The sequence below is a fragment of the Streptomyces sp. NPDC059875 genome (assembly GCF_042731085.1).
In the GTDB taxonomy this organism is placed as follows: Bacteria; Actinomycetota; Actinomycetes; order Streptomycetales; family Streptomycetaceae; genus Streptomyces.
In genome coordinates, this window is record NZ_JBHWJZ010000022.1 from 26552 (window position 1) to 48757 (window position 22206).

Below are 22206 nucleotides of genomic sequence, written 5' to 3' on the forward strand. Positions count from 1 at the left end.
GGTCAGGCCGTCGGGACCGGGCGGACCGGCAGGGCGGCCAGTGCGCCATGGGCGATCCGCCCGATGTGGTCGACGAGCTCGCCGACCGACATGGCCAGGATCGCCTCCATGTCCTTCTCCGCGAGGAAGCCCATCAGGTCGACCCGGGACCCGTAGCGCTCGTGCAGCAGCTCGGCGAGAGCGACGAACTCGATGCTCTCCAGCGCCAGATCCTCGTTGAACGTGGTCTTCATGGTGACCTCGTCGGCGAGGAGGAACTCGTCGCCGACGATCCGGACGAGCATGCCGGTGATCTCGGCGAGGATGTCAGATGCCATGGCTGTTCTCCGTCGGGGTCGGAAGGACTGCGGGGGCGGATTGCGGGGGCGGTGCGGTGCCCGTGGTCGGGGCGGTCGGGACATGCGGAACGGTCCAGGCGACCTCATGGCCCTCGTACGTCGTCGTGCGTACGCGGTGGGTGCGGCCGGCGGGGGAGAGGACACACAGCCCGCCCGCGGGGTCCTCGGTCACCTGCCAGCGCACGAGCTGCCCACCGAGTCCCGTGCCCTCCGCCTTCGCGGCGGCCTCCTTGGCGCACCAGACGGTGGTGACGGCGGCCGCGAGGCCGGTCCCGTCCCGGGCCGCGAGCCGCTCGGCGAGGCGGTGTTCGTCGGTGGTGAGCGCGATGCGGATCAGGGCGCCGGGGTCTGCGGCCACCGGCTCGACGTCTATGCCCACGGGGGCGTCGGGGTGCGCGAAGGCGACGGCGATCCGGTCCTTGTGGGCAAGGGTCACGTGCAGGCCGCGGGCCAGGCCGCCGGGGACCGGGCGGCCCGCCTCGTCGTGGTCGACGGTGACCTCGGCCGGGAAGACCGGGCCGGCGCCCCGGTCCCACAGCAGCTGCCGCAAGGCGTCCTTGGCCGCGATCCGGCCCAGCAGCCAGGGGGCGCGGGCGCGCGGCGCCAGCCGCTCGTACGCGGCGCGCTCGGTGGCACCGAGGTAGCGGCGCATGACCAGTTCCTGCGAAGCGGGGTCGCCCCACCGACGCGTGGCCGCGCACCAGCCGCCGGGCTGCGGCTCGCCGATCCCGGACACCTCCGGGGTGAACTTCATCGGCCACACCCGCTCGTCGGCGGCGAACCGGCGGTACGTCCAGTCCTCAAGGCGTGCCCAGACCGCGCCGTCGGGGGTACGGAGCTCCACATCGCCGCGTACGGAGGCGGGCCGCACTTCACGGATGCGGACGGTGGCCGCGAGCAGTGTGCCCGCCGCGGGCGGGGGGCCGTACAGGCGGGTCCGCTCGAGTACGGCCGGGAACACCAGGCGGTCGGAGTCCAGGCGCAGCTGCATCCAGTGGCCGAGGAGCTGCCCGGCGGCGTCGAGGAGAGCGCCCGGGGCCGGCAGGGCCCGGAGTACTCCGCGGATTCCGTCGTCGGCGACGGCGGTGACCTCATGGACGCCGGCGAACCGGGGGCCGTGGAACATCCAGCGGTCCCGGTAGAGCGCCTCGGCGGAGACCGGCGCGGGGCGTTCGGCGGTGAGGGGCGCAGGGTCGGGTGCGGGAGGCTCCTCGTGACCGGACCCGAGGCGCACGGTGACCGACGCGCAGTCGCCGATGTCCACCCGGACGCGGCCGCCGTCGGCCGGGCGGGTGGTGAACTCGACGTCGACGGCGGGTGCGACGGGGAGCCAGCGCAAGGCGCGCATGTCGTCGAAGCCGGTGACGAGCTGCCCGGGCCGGGTGGCGAGCGCGGCCTCGGCCGCCAGCTCCAGCATGGTGGTCATGGGGACGACGGGGAAGCGGTCGGAGTCCTCCGGCCAGTCCTCCGGCTGCAGGTAGAGGCAGTGGTCGCGGACGGAGGGGAGGGTGTCGAGGGAGAGCCGGCGGGTGTCCGTGCGCGACGCCTCGGCGGCGGGCGCTCGTGTGACGGCCCCTGCCGGGGCCGGGGGTGTGTCTGCCGGGGCTTCGGCGGCGGCGCGGGCGGCCGAGGCCGCTGCCGGGGCCGGGGGCGCGTCGGCCAGGGCTTCGGCGACGGCGTGGGCGGCCGCCTCGGTCTCGTCGAGGACGGCGTCCAGGGCCGACAGAAGCACCGGCCGTCCGGAGGCGGCCGGGCGGCGCGGGGCGGAGAGCGGCCCGCGCTTCCGGAGGGGCTCGGCGGCGCCGTTCAGGTGCACCAGGGGGGAGCCCAGGTCGAGCAGCATCGGACGCCCGGTGCGCTCCGGTGCGGGCCGGCCGGTGAGCCGGTCCCAGCGCGGTTGCAGGCCCTCCGTCCACAGCGCAGCCGTCAGGTGCAGGAGGGCGTCCATGCCCGAGAGGCGCGGGGTGGAGGCGGCGGCGGCAAGGTGCTCGGTCCCGCGCAGGGTGTCGTCCACGAAGCCGGTCAGGCTGCCCGGCCCGGCCGAGACGAAGGCCCGTGCGCCCGCCTCGTACAGCCGCAGCGTCAGGGCGCGGAAGCCCACCGGCTCCAGCAGGTGCCGGATCACCAGCTCCCGGATCCCCTCCGGATCGGACGGGTACGGGGCGGCCGTGGTGGCCGACCAGACGGGGACCTCGCTCGCCTGGAGCGGCAGGCGCTCGAAGGCGGCCCGCACCTGGCCGAGGTACGGCTCCCACATGGGCGTGTGGAAACCGGACCGGAACGGCAGCTCCTGGCCCAGCACGCCCTCGTCGGCCAGTCGGTCGAGCACCGACGCGATCTGCCGTGGCGGTCCGCAGACCACCGACTGGTGGGGGCAGTTGTCGTGACTGACGGCCGTGCCCTCCCGGCCGTGCAGGGCGGCCGCCGCCTGCGGCGCGCCGCAGGCGAGGGCCGCGTACACGAGGTCCGGCACCGCGAGCGAGCCGGGCCGCAGCGAGCCGAGGAAGCTGTCGACCGCCTCCTGCGGGTACATCCCCGCGGCCACCATGGCGGCCCACTCGCCGAGGCTGTGCCCCGCCAACAGGTCCGGCCGGATGTCCAGTTCTGCCAGGACCCGGGCGAAGAAGCGGCCGGTGGCGAGGGCGTCGAGGGCGCGCTCGACGAGCTCGCCGCCGCCGGTGAGTGCGGGGGCCGCAAGGCCCAGGCGGGCGGCCACCTCGTCCAGGGCGGGTGCGAACTCCGGTTCCAGGCCCGGGAAGAGGAGGGCGAGCTTGCCGCCGGCCTCTGCGGCGTACGGGCCGAGCAGCGGCCGGGGCGTGAACCACACGCCGCCCCGGCCGCCCCAGCGGCGGCCGCGTGCGATGACCTTCGCCGCGAGTGCCCGGCGCTCCGCGGTCGGATCGGCGATCGCCAGCCGGCACGGACCGCCGCGCTCGGCGGCCGCCGCGTCCGGAGCGGCCAGGAGCCGGGCCAGCGCCTCCGGGTTCTCGGCCGTGAGGAGGAGCACGGACGCCGGGCCGGCGGCCTTCCGCGGGCGGACCGTGGTGCGCGCGGTGGGCGGCGGGAGGAAGCGGCGTACCGGAAGCCGCACCGCGCGGGGACGGGGCGCCTCCTCCAGGATCACGTGGGCGTTGATGCCCCCGAATCCGAACGCGTTCACCGCGGCCCGGCGGGGCTCCCTGCCCGGATCCCAGGGCTCGGCCGTGCGGACCGGGCGCATCCGGGTCAGGGCCAGGCCCTCGTGCGGATCGTCGAGGTGGAGGGTCGGCGGCAGCACCCCCTCGTGGACGGCGAGCGCCGCCTTGATCAGCCCGGCCATGCCGGAGGCCTGCATGGTGTGCCCGAGCATGGATTTGACCGAGCCGAGCCCGATGGGCCCGGCGGCGGGCGGCCCGAACACGCGTGCCAGAGTGGCGAGTTCGGCCTCGTCGCCGACCGGGGTCCCGGTTCCGTGGGCTTCCAGGAGGCCGATCGAGCCGGAGGCCGCCGGATCGAGGCCCGCCATCGTCCACGCCCGCTCCAGCGCCTGGACCTGGCCGTCCACCAGTGGGCTCATCAGGCTCGAGGCGCGGCCGTCGCCCGCCACGCCGACCCCGCGGATCACCGCGTACACCCGGTCGCCGTCCCGCTGGGCGTCCGCGAGCCGTTTGAGCAGCACCACGCCCGTCCCCTCGGACAGGAGTGTGCCGTCGGCCCGGCGGTCGAAGGGGCGGATGCGCTCGCTGGGGCTGAGCGCGCCCAGCTGGGTGAACACGCTCCAGAGGGTGGCGATGTGGCAGTGGTGGACGGCCCCCGCGACGACCAGGTCGCAGCGGTCGGAGGCCAGCAGGGCGACCGCCTGGTCCACGGCCAGCAGCGAGGAGGCACACGCCGCGTCCAGGGTGTAGGCGGGGCCGCGGAAGTCGAGGCGGTTGGCGGTCCGGGCCGCGGTGAAGCTCGGGACCAGGCCGATGGACGCCTCCGGCTGCTCCGGGCCCAGGGCTCCCTGGAAGGCCTGCCTGATCGCGGCGATCCGGTCGGCGCCAAGCTCCGGTGCCAGCTCGCGCAGAGTGGCGCTCAACTGGTGTGCCGTGCGTACCCGTTGGTCGAGGCGGGCGGTCGCCACGCCCATGAATCCGCCCCGGCCAAGCACCACGCCGATCCGGGACCGGTCGGCGGGCAGCCGGTCCTCGCCGCCTGCGTCGGCGATGGCCTCGGCCGTCGCGTGCAGGGCCAGCAGCTGGTCGGGCTCGGCCCCTGCGACGGCTGCGGGCATGATGCCGAAACGGGTGGGGTCGAAGGCGGCGAGGCCGTCGACGAAGCCGCCGCGGCGGCAGTAGAAGCGGTCGCTGGCGGGCGGCCCGTCGGGGGCGTAGTACACCTGCGGATCCCAACGCCCGGCCGGCACGTCGGTGATCGCGTCGACACCGGCGAACAGGTTGTGCCGGTAAGCGGCGAGGTCGCCGGCACCGGGGAACACGGCGCCCATGCCCACGATCGCGGCATCGGTCGGATCCGGATCAGCCATGGTGGGCCTCCTGGTTCGGCGCGTCAGCCCTCTCCGGGCCGTCCGGCTCGTCAGTTCCGTCCGTCCCGTCCGTCCCGTCCGTCCCGTCCGTCCCGTCCGTCCCGTCCGTCCCGTCGGCCATGAGGACGACCTGCGGATCCGTGCCGTGGGCCAGTTCCGCCAGGAAGGCCTCTGCGCCCGCGTCGGGCTGGATGAGCGCGATGCCCCGTTGGGCGTATGCGCGCTCCAGCTCCGGGGTGACCATGCCGCCCGCCTCCGCGGCCCACGGGCCCCAGTCGACGGCGAGGACGCGGCCCGGAGAGGCCGCGGACCAGGTGTGGGCCAGGGTGTCCAGGGCGTCGTTGGCGGCCGCGTAGTCGCTCTGGCCGCGGTTGCCGTACACGCCGGCGACGCTGCCGAAGAGGACCAGGAAGGCCGGGGCGGGCCCGGCTGCCGTGCCCTCGTCGGCGACGGCGGCAGCGAGGTGGCGGGCACCGTCCACCTTGGTGGCGAAGACCTCGGCGAAGGACGCCGGGTCCTTGTCACGAAGGAGGGAGTCCCGGAGCAGGCCCGCACCGTGCACGATTCCGTCGAGTCGGCCGTGGCGTGCCCGGATGCCGGCCACGACCGCGCGTACGGCGGCCTCGTCGGTGACGTCGGCGCAGTGGTAGCGGACGGACGCCGCCGTGCCGAGGAGAGCGGCCAGGGTGGCCCGTACCTCCCGGGCCGTCAGGATCCCGGACGCGGCCGCCTCGATCTCCGCCGGGGTGCGCAGCCCCCCGGCGATCAGTGCGGCGCGCAGGGCGACGCGGTCGTGTGCCGAAGCGAGGGCGGGGTCCTCGGCGGCCTCGGGTGGGGGAGTACGTCCGATCAGTTCGATGTGGCAGCCCGTGGCGCGGGCCAGGGCGAGGGCGACGCGGGCGGTGATGCCGCGGGCCCCGCCGGTGAGCAGGACCACGCAGTCGCGGTCCAGGTTCACCCGCGGGGGTGAGGTGTACGGGAGCGGCGCGGGTACGGTGCGCAGGACGGTCCTGGTGCCGTTGGTGTAGGCGACGGCCACCGGCTCGTCCGGGGCGCACAGTTCGGCGAGCAAGTGGGCGGCGATGCGTTCCGGGCGGTCCTTGGGGTCGATGTCCACGGCCCGCACGAGGACCCCGGGGCATTCGAGCGCGGCGCTGCGGGCGAACCCGCGCAGCCCGAGACCCGGAACCGGATCGGGCGCGGCCGGGCCGTGTGCGAACGCCCCGCCCGCCGCGGTGACGACCATCAGCCGGCGCACCCCGCCGACCAGTGCCCCGCGCAGCCTCCCGAACGCCTCGGGCAGAACGGGATCCGGCCCGGGCTGCAGGGCACTCAGATCGACGAGGCCGTCGACCCCTTCGGCGTCCGCCGGCTGATCGGCGGGGACGGTGCGCACCCGTGCGCCGTGGGACTCCAGCAGCGCGGCGAGTACGGGCCCCACCCCGAGCCCGTCCTCGACCACGGCGAACGTCCGCCCGGCCAGTGCCTTTCCGGGATCGCCCGCGACGGGCGGCCCCGCGGGGGCCGTCTCGACACGGAGCCGGACCGGGCGGCGTACGAGGGCCCTGCCGGGTTCGGCCCCGGCCACAGCCCGGGCCTGGGCCTCGACAGCGGGCCGGACCGGGTCCGGGACTGCGTCCGGCGTGGACGGGGCCCCGTCCGGGGTGGTGGTCGGCGCCGCCGGTTCCCGGGCGGCGATCCAGTCCACGATCCCGCGGAGCGTCTTGATCCGGGACAGCTCCTCCACGGCCGACTCCGTGCCGCCGTCGAGCTGTCGGGGCAGGCCGATGCGGTCGGCCAGGGCCCCGACGATCTCCACGCGCTTGATGGAGTCGACCGAGAGGTCCGCCTCCAGGTCGAGGTCGGGGTCCAGCATGTCCCGCGGGTAGCCGGTGCGGGTGTGGACGATCTCCAGGACCGCGTCCATGACCTCGTGCGGGGTGAGCGGCCCCCGGTCGGCCGGGACCACCGCGGGCTCGGCCTCCTCGGCCGGCGCCTGCGCCGCTGCCACCGCGGGTCGCGGTGCGACCGGACGAAGCAGCGCCGCGGGCGCGTCGGTGCCCAGGTAGCCCAGCAGGACCTCGCGTTGGGCCGCCACCAGCTCCCGCGCCCCGCGCAGGTACTCCAGTACGGTCTCCTCGCGGCGGTCCGTCGCGGCCGCGGGTTGCGGCACGTGCACGCGCCGGGCGGGCCGCAGGCCGCCCGCCACCGGCGAGCCGTCGGCCGTGCGCACCAGATGGCCGTCGACCAGCCAGCCGGGCCGGCGGGGCGCCCGCTCGGGCAGCAGGGCCGTACGCCCCTTGAAGAGCGCCTCGGGGTCGACCGGTACCCCGGCCGCCGCCAGTTCCGCGAGCGTGGCGAGCAGCCGGGGCAGGCCCGGCTCGCCGGGAACGTCGACGGCGACGGCCGTGTGCGGGCGGGCGCCCAGGATCCTGTCGGCCAGACCCGTCAGCACCCGGCCGGGCCCCGACTCGACGAACGTCCGTACCCCGGAGGCGTACATGGCCTCGATCTGGTCCACGAAGCGCACGGGTTCGGCCACTTGCCGGGCGAGCACCTCGCGCACCTCCGCGGGATCCGCGGGATACGGCCGGGCCGTGGCCGTGGACCAGACCGGGACGGTGGGCCCCACCACGGCCGTCCCGGCCAGCTCGGCGGCGAAGGCGTCCACTGCGCCGGCCACGACCTCGCTGTGGAAGGCGCAGGCCACCGGGATGCGCTCGCCGCGCAGCCCTGCGGCGTGCAGGTCGGCCAGGGCGGCCTCGACGGCGGGCGTCGGACCCGAGACCACGCACTGGGACGGCGCATTGTGGTTGGCGATCACGCACCCCGCCCGCGCCGCGATCTCCCGAACCTGCTCGGGGGCGGCCGTCACCGCGGCCATCGCCCCGGGGTCCTCCCCGGCGGCGTCCAGGATGGCCGACGCCCGACGCCCGCTCAGCCGCAGCAGCGCCGCGGTGTCGAAGGAGCCGGCGGCCCACAGCGCGGTCAGCTCCCCGTACGAATGTCCGGCGGCGCAGTCCGGCCGGACGCCCAGCGAGCCGAGCAGCAGGTGCGCTGCCGCGCCCGCCAGACCCAGCGCAGGCTGTGCGACGCGGGTGTCGGTGACCGCGGCCCGCTGCTCCGACCGCTCCTGCGGCGTGAAGGCCGCCTGAGGGAACATCGCTGCCACCACCTGCGCCGGAGCCTCGTCCAGCAGGCCCCGCAGCGGGGGGAACGCGACGTACAGGTCCCCCAGCATTCCCGGGCGCTGGCTGCCCTGTCCGGGGAAGAGGAACGCCACCTTCCCGGGATCCGCCCCCGGTGCCCGTACGTGCACCCCGTCCCCGGCGGTGAAGCCGCGGGCCCGCTCCAGCTTGGCGGCGAGGTCGTCCAGGCTCTCGGCGATCACCGAGACCTGTACGGGGCCGGATGCCGACGCGGCCGTTTCGGCGGCCAGGTCGCGCAGCGGCCAGGGCCGTCCCGCGCTGTCGTTCTCCTCCAGCCGCGCCACCAGCCGGTCCATCGCCCTCGCCGCCGCGCGGTGGTCGGCACCTCGGAAGCAGAACAGCTCCGCCGGCCAGGCCTCAAGCCCGTGAGGGGGCTCCTCCTCGTAACCCGCCAGCACGGCGTGGTAGTTCGTGCCGCCGAAGCCGAAGGCGCTCACGCCGGCGATCCGCTGACCCGCGGGCGCCGCCCACGGCCGGGCCTCGGTGTCGAAGAAGAACGGGCCCGCCCCCGCCCGCCAGTCGGGATGCGGGCTGTCGAGGTGCAGTGTCGGCGGCCGTACCCCGGCATGGACCGCCCGCGCGGCCTTGATCAGCCCCGCAAGACCGGCCGCGCACTTGGTGTGGCCGATCTGGGACTTGACCGAGCCGAGGGGGCACCCGGCGTTCCCGGAGGCATCGAACAGCGAGGTCAGCACGGCCAGTTCGGTGCCGTCGCCGACCACGGTGCCGGTACCGTGCGCCTCGACAAGACCCACGTCGGCCGGTGCGACGCCCGCCTGCTCGTACGCCCGCGACAGGGCGCGCCGCTGGCCGTCGGCGCGGGGTGCGGTCAGCCCGAGGGAGCGCCCGTCGCTGGAGGCGCCGACGGCCTTGACGACCGCGTACACCCGGTCGCCGTCCCGCTGTGCGTCCTCCAGCCGCTTGAGCACCACCGCGGCGACCCCCTCGCCCAGCGCGATTCCGTCGGCGGCCGCGTCGAAGGGGCGACACCGGCCGGTGGGGGACAGGGCCCGCACGGAGGCGAACATCAGGTAGTCGTTGATGCCGTTGTGCACGTCGGCCCCGCCGCACAGCGCCATGTCACTGTCGCCGGACCGGAGTTGGCGGCAGGCCAGGTCCAGCGCGGCGAGCGACGAGGCGCAGGCCGCGTCGACCGTGCAGTTCGCGCCGCCGAGGTCGAGCCGGTTGGCGATCCGGCCCGCGATGACGTTCGCCAGCACGCCCGGGAAGGAATCCTCGGTGAGCCTCGGCAGCGAGGCGTCCAGTTCCGGAGGCATCTCGCCGAGATAGCCGGGGTAGAGGGCGCGGAACCCGTAGGCGCCCGCCAGGTCCGTGCCCGCTTCCGCGCCGAAGACCACCGAGGTGCGCGAGCGGTCGTACCGGCGTTCGCCGCCGTAGCCGGCGTCCGCGAGGGCGCGGGCCGCGATCTCCAGGGCGAGCAGCTGCACCGGTTCGATCCCGGACAGCGAGGCCGGCGGGATGCCGTGCGCGAGTGCGTCGAAGGGCACCGGGGGCAGGAAGCCGCCCCACCGCGAGGGCGTGCGCTCCCCGGCCCGAGCCGGGTCGGCGTCGAAGTAGAGCGCCGGATCCCACCGGTCCTCCGGCACCTCCGTGACGGCGTCCCGGCCCGCGACGATGTTCGCCCAGAACGCGGCCAGGTCCCCCGCACCCGGATACGCGCAGGCCATTCCGACGATCGCGATGTCCAGCGGCTCGGCAGCCTCCGCCGAAGGCGGCGCGGCCGGGGCGAGTTCCCGCGCCCGCTGCTCCAGGAAGGCGCTCGCGCCGTCCGTCACCTGCCCGTGCAGGGCCGCGACCGTGGTGGTGGCGGACCGGGCGGTCGCGGCCTGGCCGAGCATGAAGAGGCCATCGCGTCGCTGCTCCTCCTCGGTCACCGGCACCGGTCCTGCGCTCCCGTGGCGCAGCCCCTTGCTGGCGATGCGCAGCCGCCCGAGATTGAGCCGCTCCAGCTCTTCCCCTACCTCGCGTGGGCTCGCACCGTCCTCCGTCAGCCGCAGCCGGGCCCTCTCGAAGGTGTCGGCGTACTCGGTCGCCGCGCACCGCGTGGTGTGTCCGGGCGCGGACCGCAGCAGGACGGTCGCCTCGCAGTCGAGCGCGGCGGCCTGGAAGCCGGGCAGTACGGCTCCGGCGGTGACCGCCTCCGCCGTGAAGAGGTAGGCGGTGCCCATCAGGACTCCGATCCGGGCACCCCGCTCGGCGAGTGGCGCGGCGGCGACGGCGGCCATGGCGGCGGACCGCTCGTCGTGGATGCCGCCGGCGAAGAGCACGTCCAGGGCCGGGATGTCCTCGCAGACCAGCAGCCGGTCGATCTGCTCCTCCCACAGGGTGAAGGAGGCCCGAGGACCGATGTGGCCGCCGCATTCAAGGCCCTCGAAGACGAACCGCCGGGCGCCCTCGGCGAGGTACCGTTCCAGCAGCCTGGGGGAGGGGACGTGCAGATACGTCCGTGTGCCCCCGGCCTCGAGCGGGGCAGCTTGAGCCGGCTGCCCGCCTGCGATGATCGCGTACGGGGGGCGGATCTCGGCCACCGCGGCCAGTTGCTCGGCCCGCAGCTCCGGCGGCGCGAAGCCGAGCAGGCCGACGCCCCAGGGCCGGGCGCCCAGGCGCTGTGCGGTCTCGGCGAGCAGGCTGCGGACCTCGTCGCCCGGCATGACGGCCAGTGCCAGGTACGGGACCCCGCCCGCGCCCGCGACGGCCTCGGCGAACGCCGCCTGGTCGCTGACCCGGGTCATCGGGCCCTGGGCTACGGGGAGATGAGGCGCCGAGGATCGCGGCCGCAGTGGGGCGCTCTCCACGGCTGCGTCCAGATGGGTCGTGACCGCCTCGCGTACGGCCTGTACCACGCCGCCCGTGGTGCGGTGACGGGCCGCGAGACGGGCGGCGAAGGCGCCGTCCTGGCCGACGGGCAGGGCGTGGGTGTGCAGTCCGCGGGCGCCGAGCCGGTGGACCAGGTCCCCGGGGTCGGACGGGGTGAGGTCGGGGCGCGTGTAGATCCGGTGGCCCGCGACGATCAGGGTTTCGCTGCCGTCCATCGCGCGGAGGGCGGCGGCGATCTCGCCGGGGAGGCCGGCCTCGCCCTCGGTGGTGAGGGCGAGTTGGGCGTCGAGCACCACCCCGGCGGCGCCGCCTGCGACGGCCGCGGCCGCGGTGTGCGGGCCGATGCCGCCCTGGGCGAGGACGGGGACCGCTACGTCCGGGTCGGCCAGCAGTCGCTGCAGCAGGACGAACGTCGTCAGTTCGCCGATTCGCCCGCCCGCCTCGTGCCCCTTCGCGACGACCGCGTCCGCTCCGGCAGCCACGGCGTCCGCCGCCTCCTGAGGGCTGGTCACCTCGGCCCAGACCTGTCGGGCCCCGCCGGCTGCCCAGGCTGCTGGGCGCGGCTGTTGGGCGGGATCGGCCAGGAGCACGGTGTCCACCTCGGTCGGCAGCTCGTCCGGCCAGACCGGGCAGCCGGCCGGCACGCGTACGCCGTAGGGCTGCCGCAGGGTCCGCGCAGCTTCGGCCAGTGCGCGGCGGGCAAGGCCGGCATCTCTGCCGAGATCGAGCAGGCCGAGCGCGCCGGCGCGCTCGGCGGCCACGACGATCCTGGGGTTGGGCTCCTCGAAGGGGCTGACCGCGACGACGAGGTCGCGGGCGGCGGAACGGGTCGGCTGGGGTGTCACAGGCGCTCCTGACAGGCCGAACGGGCAGGGGTGAACGGGCTGGGCCAACGGGCCGGGGAACGGCAGCGCGAGCGGGCGGAACAGACGGGGCTCGGAGCGATGGCGCGGACGGTGCGGCGCGGACCAGGGCAGGTGAACGGGGGTGGCGAGGGTCCGCCCACGCCCCTCCGGAGGGGCACTCACCATGGGTGACCGACGGTAACCTCGTCGTGCCGCGTTGCATCGTGCGGTGGTCGCCTCTGAGTGTCAACGGCCGTGTTGGTAGGGTCCATTTGCTTCTGGACGCCCGGCGATTGCTGCGAAATCCGCAGCCTGCGACCGCTCCCACCGCTTCGGCCTGCGTTGTTGCACGCACCGGAGCCATTCCTTCCGCACGGCGGCGCGGCCCGGCCGTGCGGCCGGACATGCCGTGTCGGTATGGCTCGCAGCCGATCTGGTATGAGGGCTTCCGTAATCGGTCGGTTGTTCACTCTGCTGCCCCTTACACCTGAACGATCCTGGGGTTACCGTCCGGTCATGACCCCCACACTCGCGCAGCTTCGATATCTCGTCGCCGTCGCGGACTGCCGCTCCATCACCGGCGCGGCGGCTTCGGTGTTCGTCGCCCAGTCCGCCCTCTCCCGGGCCGTTCAGGCCATGGAGCGCGACCTCGGAGTGGAGCTGCTCGCCCGGCGCGGGCGCGGCGTGGACCTCACACCCGAAGGCACCCGCGTGGTCCGGCTCGCCCGTACGGTGCTCGACGCGGTGGAGGCGATCGAGGACGTCGGAGCCCCGCACGGGCAGAACACCCGCGCCACCCTGCACGTCGTGGCCACGCCGACCCTGGCGCTCGACCTTGCCGTCGATCTCGTACCTGCCTTCACCGAGCGCAGCCCCGGCATTGACGTACGCCTGCACCAGCACGACAGCCGGGAGGTTCTTGTGCAGGAACTCGTCAACGGCACCGCCGAGTTGGGGCTGGTCGACCTGCCGGTGGACAAGGAGCTGTCGGCGCACCACATCCAGGAGCGGGAGGTCGTCCTGATCTCGCCGCTCGGCTCCCAACTGCCCGACCCGCTGCCCCTCCGGATGCTCGACGGTCTTGACATGGTGCTGCCGGCTCCGGGAACGGGCCGCCGTACGGAGCTGGAGGCGATGTTCAGCGTCCTCGGGGTACGGCCCGCGCCCACGCTGGAGGTCAACGAACGCTTGGCCTGGGTGACCGGCGTGATCGACGGCCGGGGCTCGCTCATCTGGTACCGGGACGTCGTCTTACGGGCCTTCGGCCGCCGCGCCGAGGTCCGCTCCTTCACACCGCCGCTGCTCCGGCCCGTGGGAATCGTGCACGCCAGACGCCCCCTGAGCCGTGCTGCGCGGGCCTTCCTCGCACACGCTCGGCACAACTCGCCCGTCCGCGAGCCCAGTCGCTGATTCCCCCGGCCGGCCATGGGAGTTGCCCCGGGCGCGCCATGCCCGCCCGGCATCGGTTCATGCTCAACGCGCAGTGTCCGGCGCTTGGGAACTGCGGCTTTCGCCGCCACATTGTGCGCATGTCCCGACTCCTCGCACCCTCACGCGTCGCGGCGGCTGCCGCGAGCCTCGTCCTGCTCTGGCCGATACCGCAAGCCGCATCCGCATCCGCGTCCGCACCCGCATCCGCACCCGGGAAGGCCGGGCGCCCCGCGGTGCTGTCGGCGCCCTCGGCCCCGGAGCGCACGTGCACCCTGCCCGCAGGCCTGGCGGAGATCAGCGGGCTCGCCATGAGTACGCGCCACCCCGGCGTCCTCTACGCCGTCAACGACAGCGGCAACAGCAACCAGGTGTTCGCGGTCGACTGCAGCGGACCCACCGGACAGCTCAAAGCCACCCTCACCGTCGCCGGCACCTCCAACACGGACTGGGAGGCGCTGGCCCTCGGCAAGGACCCGGCCGGCCGCCCGGTGATCCTCGTCGGTGACATCGGTGACAACTTCAGCGGCCGCGCCGAGCTCACCGTCCACGGCTTCCCCGAACCCGACACGCTCGCGGGAGCCGCCACCGTCACCCCCGTCACCTACCGCTTCGCCTACTCCGACGGCCGCCATGACGCCGAATCGCTCCTCGCCGACCCCGCGACCGGGCAGTTGTACGTCGCCAGCAAGCTCATCGGCGCCCCCGGTCAGCTCTACAAGGCGCCGCTGCCGCCGCAGCCCGGACAGCTCAACACCCTCACCCCGGTCCGACCCGGACCCGTCTTCGCCACCGACGGTGCCTTCTCGCCCACCGGAAAGTCCTACATCCTGCGCAGCGGCGGTCCCCTGGGGGCGAACACGGCCGCGGTGTACGACGCGGCGACCGGAGCCAAGCTGGCCGACGTGGCGCTGCCCGCCCAGCCCCAGGGTGAGATCGTGACGTACGCCGACTGCGCCACGCTCCTGGTGGGTTCCGAGAACGACAACCAGATCTGGCGTGTGGCGCTGCCCGCGGAGGCTGCTCCCGGCTGTGACGGCACCACGCCGCCGCCCACCGGGGACCTCAAGGTCGCCAACCCCGGCCCGCAGACATGCAAGTTCAACCAGAGCTGCACGATCCAGCTCACCGCGACCGGAGGGAGGCCTCCTCTGCGCTACAGCGCGAGCGGGCTGCCCTGGGGGCTGACTCTGGACGCCGCGACGGGTCGGATCAGCGGCAAGCCATGGGGCTCGGGGACCGTTCAGATCACCGTCACCGCCACAGACGCGACCGGAGCCTCTGCCGGCACCGCCTTTCCACTCACCCTCAACTGGTTCTAGCGTCGCCCGGCACGCACGCCGACGAGCCCGGCCGTCGGCGCCCGGAGCCATCGGCCGCCCGCCGGTGGTCGCCCACGGCCCTGCGGGCACCGGCAGCGAGCCACCTGTTCGGAGTAACCCGACCGCCCTCCTGTTCACCCACCGGTGCCCGGCGCACCTTGCCCAGGGCTGTTCGCCCGGTGTGGCGGGCTGCATCCGATGATGGTCCGGTTGGGGGTGGCGACCGTGTGCGTCGAACCCGGATCCGAGGAGGCGTGCGTGATGAGCGGTGCGATACGGCTCACCTTTGAGTACCGGGGCCAACACATCGAACTGGTGGCCAGCGAGCCGGTCGACCTGGTGATTCCGGACGCTCCCGCCGGACAGCAGGGCTTGTCGATCGGCTTGAGCCCCGCCGCCGCCGAACAGCCCGACGTATCGGTCGGCTACCGCGTGGACATACTGAACGCGCGGGGACAGCGGATCCACAGCCGTCCGCTGGACAACCCGATCAGGGAAGAGGCGGAGGTCCTCTCCACCGATCCGGACCGGCCGTTCACGCACAAGCCGATCAACCAGCCCAAGGGACGCTTCTTCGCACTGGTGCCCGCGTTGGCGGAGGCCAAGGAGGTGGCGCTGCTGCGCACCACCGTGCGGACACAGACGATCGGCCGGTACCAGCTGGGCCACGGCACCGAGGGAGGCGGGTCCTGATGGGAACCGGCGACGGCACCGTCCTCGGTACGACGCTGCTCCACAACAGCGGCCCGACTGCCTCGCGGTGGAACCTCGTTCTGCTCTCGGAGGGCTACCGGAGCAGCGAGATGGTGCAGTGGCACACGGACGCGCAGTTCTTCGTCAGCCAGCTCTTCGCCATGCCGCCGTTCAACGAGCCCGCGGTCCAGGGCCGGATCAACATCCACCGTGTGGACGTCACCTCCACCGACAGCGGCGCCGACGACCCCGCGTCCTGCGGCGGGACGGGAGCCACTCCGAAGACCTACTTCGACGCCACCTACTGCTTCGGCGGGCTCCCCCGACTGCTGGCGGCCGACACGTCGATCGTGCAAGGCGTGCTCAAGGCCCAGGTCCCGGCCTGGCACCAGGCGATCGTCGTGGTCAACAGCGCCAAGTACGGAGGCTCGGGCGGGACCATCGCCGTGACGTCGACGAGCGCCAACTGGGTCACGGTCGCCGCGCACGAGCTGGGACACTCCGGGTTCGGACTCGCCGACGAGTACGAGTCCTGGGTCAGTTGTTCGGAGACCGGACACGACTCCTACACCGGCACCGAACCCACCGCGCCGAACGTCACCCTGGACACCGGGCGCACCACGATCAAATGGGCGGCGCTGGTGCAGGCGACGACCGCGATGCCCACATCCAAGAACGCCAACTGCGCGGTGTGCGACCCGCAGGCCAACCCCGTGGCGGCGGGCACGATCGGCGCCTTCGAGGGGGCGGGCTACTACCACTGCGGTCTGTACCGGCCGGCGTTCAACTGCATGATGCGCAACCTCACGCCCTTCTGCGCCGTGTGCCAGGGCGTGATCCGCCGCACGCTGCAGCCGTTCGAGTGGGCCCTGCGCGCGGTGGATGTGACGTCCACCATCATCGAGTGCGTGTTTGATCCTTCGGGCACGGCCGTGCCGAACGACATCGCGCCGGCCATCCAGATCGCGGGTGCCACGGGATCGGGTTCGCTCCAGTCACGTCTGTACCCGCGCGGCATCGCCGGCTCGGTCGGTGCCGGCAAGTACCCGTACGAGTACCGCGTCGACATGACACCGGTCTCGGGTCCGCTGCCGGCGTCGGCCGTCCGCATGCTCAGCCTCGACTTCGGGCCCGTCAGCCGTGTCGACTACGACGGAACCGGCGGATCGGACCTCTTCGTCATCGCTCAGGGCGGCTCGGGAACGGTCCGGCCCGTCTCCGTCACGCAGCGGGGGAACCGGCTCACCATCGACTTCGGCACCCCCGGTGTCGCGGCCGGCAACAGCGGCTTCCTGCTGGGCCTCACGTCGGACCATCCGCCGCGCGACACCACTGCCCAGATCACCGACGGAGCCGGGAACACGCACACCCTCGCCACCCGTGCCCCGGCCTTCCCCACGCCCTAGAACGCCCGCGGAACACCGGCATCGACCCCCGTTCAAACATTGAAGCTTGGACAGGCGACGCCTCTGACCTGCGCCTATCGTGAGATTCATGGACGACGGCTACGGAAACAGCACGGGCCGGTCCGAGGGCGGATCGGCCCCCACCCCCCTCCTGGAGGCCAGCCTCCACGAATGCAGGCAGGGCATGCCGCTCGATATCCACGGCACAGGCTGGCAGAGCTGGCCCGTCCGGCTCACGGTCGACGGGCAGGCGGTCCTGGCCAACCGCGTACTGCGGGGACAGACCGTGCCCGATCCCGCCCGCGACAAGGGCGAGGCGATCCGCCCGGACGGCAGCGGGACCTTCCTCTGCCGGCTCTCGACGGCACGGCTGGAGCCGGGCGAGCATCACATCGGGGCGACATACGAGGACAGGGGCGAAGGGTTCGCCCAGGACGGGTACGAGGGCGACGCGCACACCACCGTGGTGGTCACGGCGCGTGGGGAAAGGCCAGGGGGCGAGGCCCGGCCGGCGGACCTCGACGAGGGGCAGGCGGCCGCGGCCGGTGAGCAGGAGGAGGGCGACAGCCCCTTCGAGCGCGAGCGGTTCCACTGGGAGCGCCGCTTCGGCCACCTCGGCCGCGTCCCGCCCGGCGTTCGGGAGACGCAGATCTCGCAGATCAGGGCGTTGCGGGAGCGTCGGGACCGCATCGAGGCGGGCCTGCGGGCCACGGCGGACCAGGGCCCGGGCACCTTTCCGGCGCCGCCGGTGACGGGCGACACCAACTGGACCCCCATGGGCCCAGGACCGGTGGTGTCCTTCGGTACGGGCTACGGCGGCCGCTCCCTCGCGATCGCCATCGACCCCACCGACACCAAGACGGTGTACCTGGGCACGGCGAACGGCGGAGTGTGGAAGAGCACCGACCGCGGGCTGACCTGGACCCCGAAGTCGGACTTCCAACGCAGCCTGGCGATCGGCACCCTGGCCATCGACCCGAACGACCATCTCCACATCGTCGCGGGCACCGGCGAGTTCCAGTCCTCGGCCGACACCTACTACGGCAGCGGGCTGCTGAGTTCCACCGACGGCGGGGACACCTGGACGGAGCTGGGAATCGGGCACTTCGAGCGGGCCGAGATCACCCGCCTGGTGTTCGATCCGACGGACTCGACGGGCCAGCGCCTGCTGCTCTCCTCCAGCATCGGTGTCTGCGAGAGCACCGACGGCGGCGTGAACTGGACGGTCCTCAACGAGTTCGGCCTGTTCAGCGACATGGTGGTCCTGCGCATGCCGGGCCCCCAGGGCACCGTCAAGGTCATCGCCGCCGCCTTCGGCCAGGCCCTGTGGACCAGCACCAGGACCAACGGGACGTGGTCCGCCTGGACGGTGATCAACAGCCCCGGGCTGCCCACGGCAGGCACCTTCGAGCGGGTGGCGATGACTCAGCAGACGGGGAACCCCGCACTGGTCCTCGCGTTGTTCTCCTTCTTCCCGGGCTTCTCCGCGCTCGCCAGGACGACAGACGGAGGCGCCACGTGGTCGGCAGTCCCGATGCGCCTCAACTACCCGGCGGCGTCGACGACATTCCCGAGTGCGGGGCACGTCCATCAGTTCACCGTGCCCGCCGCGGACATGATCGCGCCGACAGCTCCCCACACGTACACGAGCACATCGGCCGGAGCCTCCGCCCATACGCACACCGCCTCTTTCACGGCACAGGAGTTCGCACGTCTGGCCGGCGGTGGGAGGGTGACCCTGACCACCAACGATGTGGCGGGTCACACCCACACGGCCGTGTTCGGTTTCACCGACCAGAGCTGGTGGGCCCTCAACGTGGCCGTGCACCCGACCGATCCCAACATCGTGTTCGTCGCCGAGCGCAGCCTGTGGCGCTCCAGCACCGGTGGCGGCGTCTTCGACCACATCGCGGACGTCCACGCCGACCACCATGCCCTCGTCTTCGATCCCGGCAACCCCGCCACCTGCTGGGCGGCCAACGACGGTGGTGTCGAGATCTCCACCGACACGGGAGTGACGTGGAGCCACCGCAACCGCGACCTGGCGACGCTGCAGTTCGAGTCGCTCTCCCTCCATCCCGAGTGGGAGAACGTCATGCTGGGCGGCACCCAGGACAACGGCGTCCAGCGCTACGCGGGGACTCCGGCCTGGACCCTGTCGAGGGGTGGGGACGGTGGCTTCACGGCCATCGACCCGTCGAAGCCCACCCGGATGTTCATGCAGTACACCTACACGGACATCCTGCGGTCCGACAACGCCGGCGCCTCGTGGTTGTCCAAGAGGAGCGGGATCAGCGACGACAAGGCCGAGTTCTACGGTCCGTTCGCGCTCGATCCGGCCACCCCCACGACCTGCTACTTCGGCGGCGGACTGCTCTGGCGCAGCGCGAACAGCGGGGACACGTGGTCGGCGGTCTGGGCGGCGCCGGGTTCGCCGATCACGGCGATCGCCGTCCATCCGACCGACAGCACGATCGTGTACGCCGGTACGAAGGACGGGCACGTCCACCAGTACCGGCGCACCGGAGCGACATGGAATCCCCCGGACGTGACGCGCACCGATCTGACCGCCGGTCCCCTCCCCTCGGTGTGCGTCTCGGACATCGCCGTCGATACCGCGGGCACCGTCTGGGTGACGTTCGCGGGCCTGTTCAGCTCCGAGGCGCCCGGCGAGTTCAGCAACGACCACGTCTACCGGCGGGGGGTGACCGACACCGTCTGGACCTCGCGCTCCAACGGCCTGGCGCAGGCCAATCCCATCAACTCGATCGTCATCGACCCGGCGAACGCCAACCGGCTCTTCTGCGGCGGTGACATCGGCGTCTTCCGAACCGAGGACGCCGGCCTGACCTGGCTCCCCTGGGACCAGGGCCTGCCCAACGCGCCGGTGTTCGACCTCGTCCTCCACGCCAAGAGCCGGCTGCTGCGCGCGGCCACCCATGGCCGGAGCGTCTGGGAGCGGCCCGTCGACGCGGGGCAGCCCAAGACGGTCGACCTGTATCTGCGCGACACGGTGCTCGACTCCGGGCGGGTCCAGCCGTCCCCTTCGGGCGTCGCGGACCCCTTCGACCCGAGCGCGACGCCGGGCACGATGTGGTGGTGGCAGAGCCCCGACATCCTCGTGGACGCCCCGGAGCCGAACTACCAGACGCCCACCGTGGTCGACGACTACGTCGCGCTGACCACGATCGCCCACCGCACCGCGCGTCGGGACCGACTCAACCGCTTCTACGTCCAGGTGCACAACCGGGGCGTGAGCACGGCGACGAACGTGCGCGTGCGGGCCTTCCTGGCCGACGCCTCCGCCGGCCTGCCCGCCCTGCCCCCGGACTTCTGGTCCAACGGCAAGCCCTTCGCCGCCGACCCCGTCGCCACCGCGTACACGCCGCTCGGGCCGACCCGGACGTTCGCCCGGCTGGAGGCGGCGGAACCGGGCGTGGCCGAGTGGGACTTCCTCCTCCCGGCCACCGCCGCCCAGCACTCCTGCGTCCTGGCCGTCGCCACCTGCGACGAGGACCCCGTCCGGGCCGCCCAGATCTTCGACGTGGGCACGCTGGTGACCTCGAGGAAGCATGCCGCGCTGAAGAACCTCCAGGTGGAGGACTCCGTTCCCGGCGGCGTCAGCCCGTCCAAGGCCTTCGTCGTCATGCTCAACAACCCCAAGCAGACCCCCCAGCCGTTCACCGTACGGTTCGACTGGGCGAGCCTGCCCGAGGGGACCCGGCTCTACATCACCTTCGAGAAGCTCGGCAACGCGCAGGGGCCGCAGCCCGGCCACGGAGTGGAGCAGCTCGAGAACCCGGGCCAGATCCTCCCGGCCACCTTCACCGACCGCAATGGACAGGTGCGGAAGTTCGACTTCGCCCGCTCGTACGCGATGAAGCCCGACGAGCACCGCAAGAACGAGCTGAAAGGCGTGCGCATCGACCCCGAGCGCGGCTCGCGCGGTCTTGCCGTCAACGTCCGGCTGCCCGAGGGCGTGGCGGACCGGCCCGTGGAGTTCCATGTCCTCCAGGAATTCCAGGGCGCGCTGCTGGGCGGCAGCACCTACGTCGTCCGGCCCGCCCACCCCGCGCCCGCGGAGCCGGTGGGTGCCCAGACAGGGGAGGCCCCATGATGACCTTTCAGCCCCCCACGCCGCCCCAAGCCCAGCACGCTTCGCCCCCGTTTCTCGGTGGAAGCAGCCACAGCCCTCGTCGCCGTCCTGTGCGCCGATGGCGGGGTGAGAAGGAAGGGCCGGCATCCTCGCCCGCAGCGCCAATGTGCGCCGAGGAGGACGGCTGACGCCGCTTTCCCTGTCCTGGGCCTATGGCGTGCGCTCCCGTACCTCCATGATGGACGGGGCACACCCGCCGAGTGGAGGTCACCCATGGATCCCTTGTCTCTTGCCATCGCCGGGGCCCTCGCGGCTGGGGTTGCCACGGGGGCGGGCGAGTCCGCCGGAGCGGCCCTGCCCATGCTGTGGCGGCGTGTCCGGGAGCGCTTCGCGGGCCGCGCGACCATGCCCGATACGGAGGTGGAGATCGCGACCGCGCTGGATGAGGAGTTCACGCGCGACGCGTCGTTCCGGCAGGAGTGCGAGACGCTGTGGAACCAGGCGGCGGCCGGTGGCGTCGCCAACTCCTTTCACGGCCAGGCGAAGAACGTCGTGCAGACGGGCGAGATCCATGGCGGCCTGAGGATGGAGTGACCCCGCTCCCTCGGGGGCCCTGGCCTGCGTCGCTGTGCCCCCGCCCCCGTGCCTGCCCTCCGGCGTACGGAGGGCAGGGGCGGGGTCATTCCCCACCCCCACCGTCGTCCACGGACGGCAGGGGCATGTCTGCGGTGATGGCCCAGCGCTCGTGGTCGCGCCACACGCCCGCGATCCTGATGAAGCCCGGCGACAGGCCCTCCCTCCGGAAACCGAGCCGTCGGACCAGTTCGCGGGAGGCCGCGTTTCCCGGCTGGACATCGGCCTCCAATCGGTTCAGCCCCATGACTTCGAATGCATGGTGTACGGCGAGTGCCACTCCGGCGGACATGTATCCCTGGCCCGCATAGGGAAGGAACGCGGCATAGCCGAGAATGCCCCGCTGATAGGGACCGCGCACGATGCCGTTTATGTTGATCATTCCCACGAGGTCGCCCTGGTCCCGACGGGACAGCACCATGCAGGCGGCCTTCACCTGGTCCGATCTTGCCAGGTAGGAGGCGAAAAGGTCTGGCGTGCACGGTAGTTCGGCCCAGGGGTGGTGGAATGCCGCGCTATGACATGCCAGTTCGAGGAATCGCGCCTCGTCGGCCTCGACGACGGGCCGAAGAACGACCTGTGACACTCGATCACGTCCCCTGCGCACGCGGCCGATTGTACGGGAAGCGCCGGGAGTTACGGAGGGAAGAGGGCAGGGACAGCTGGGCGCCACGCTGCTAGCCTGGAAGGCCAGGGGGCGATTCGCCGGCTTCCCTGCCTGCTCGCGAGTAGTTCGCTCGTCACCGCTCTTGCCACTGCTTCATCTTTCGCAGATCTGAGCACTCTCGATCGGCCATCATCTCCAGCCGCAGCGGAAAAGGTGACCATGACCGACAACGAACCTCTCGGGCGTCCGCTTCCCGATCTCAGGAATGTATCCCTGGCCGGCCT

10 protein-coding genes are annotated in these 22206 nt (G+C 73.2%); 6 read left to right on the forward strand and 4 right to left on the reverse strand.

Translation table 11 applies throughout. The annotated features are described in order from the left end of the window. Window positions 1–2: 2 nt before the first annotated feature. Genes ACFV9D_RS25140 through ACFV9D_RS25150 form a run of 3 tightly spaced genes read right to left on the reverse strand, consistent with a single transcriptional unit; the run spans window position 3 to window position 11737 of the window. Entirely contained in the window at window positions 3–317 is a 315-nt protein-coding gene (locus ACFV9D_RS25140; protein ID WP_385150366.1) for an acyl carrier protein, read from the reverse strand. Next, window positions 307–4845 (reverse strand): beta-ketoacyl synthase N-terminal-like domain-containing protein, encoded by a 4539-nt coding sequence (locus ACFV9D_RS25145; protein WP_385150369.1) that lies wholly within the window; start codon window positions 4843–4845, stop codon window positions 307–309. The genes ACFV9D_RS25140 and ACFV9D_RS25145 overlap by 11 nt, the downstream gene beginning before the upstream one ends. Next, window positions 4838–11737 (reverse strand): SDR family NAD(P)-dependent oxidoreductase, encoded by a 6900-nt coding sequence (locus ACFV9D_RS25150; protein WP_385150372.1) that lies wholly within the window; start codon window positions 11735–11737, stop codon window positions 4838–4840. The genes ACFV9D_RS25145 and ACFV9D_RS25150 overlap by 8 nt, the downstream gene beginning before the upstream one ends. 516 nt (window positions 11738–12253) lie before the next feature. Here ACFV9D_RS25150 and ACFV9D_RS25155 point away from each other — a divergent pair. From ACFV9D_RS25155 to ACFV9D_RS25180, 6 genes are all read left to right on the forward strand, one after another. Continuing rightward, entirely contained in the window at window positions 12254–13147 is an 894-nt protein-coding gene (locus tag ACFV9D_RS25155) for a LysR family transcriptional regulator (protein ID WP_385150375.1), read from the forward strand. A 119-nt stretch (window positions 13148–13266) separates the two neighbouring features. After that, window positions 13267–14487 (forward strand): putative Ig domain-containing protein, encoded by a 1221-nt coding sequence (locus ACFV9D_RS25160; protein WP_385150378.1) that lies wholly within the window; start codon window positions 13267–13269, stop codon window positions 14485–14487. A gap of 261 nt (window positions 14488–14748) precedes the next feature. Continuing rightward, a complete protein-coding gene (locus tag ACFV9D_RS25165) occupies window positions 14749–15180 on the forward strand; it encodes a hypothetical protein (protein ID WP_385150381.1) in 432 nt (143 codons plus the stop codon). Further along, window positions 15180–16586, forward strand: coding sequence for a M64 family metallopeptidase (locus ACFV9D_RS25170; RefSeq protein WP_385150384.1), 1407 nt, complete (start codon window positions 15180–15182; stop codon window positions 16584–16586). Before ACFV9D_RS25165 ends, ACFV9D_RS25170 begins: the two co-directional genes overlap by 1 nt. Before the next feature lie 88 nt (window positions 16587–16674). Beyond that, complete coding sequence (locus ACFV9D_RS25175) at window positions 16675–20703, forward strand: glycosyl hydrolase (protein WP_385150387.1); 4029 nt, start codon at window positions 16675–16677, stop codon at window positions 20701–20703. 252 nt (window positions 20704–20955) lie between these two features. Next, window positions 20956–21276, forward strand: coding sequence for a hypothetical protein (locus ACFV9D_RS25180; RefSeq protein WP_385150390.1), 321 nt, complete (start codon window positions 20956–20958; stop codon window positions 21274–21276). Window positions 21277–21361: 85 nt separating this feature from the next. Here ACFV9D_RS25180 and ACFV9D_RS25185 read toward each other — a convergent pair whose 3' ends face one another. Further along, window positions 21362–21922, reverse strand: a complete 561-nt coding sequence (locus ACFV9D_RS25185) for a GNAT family N-acetyltransferase (protein WP_385150393.1) — start codon at window positions 21920–21922, stop codon at window positions 21362–21364. Window positions 21923–22206 lie beyond the last annotated feature (284 nt).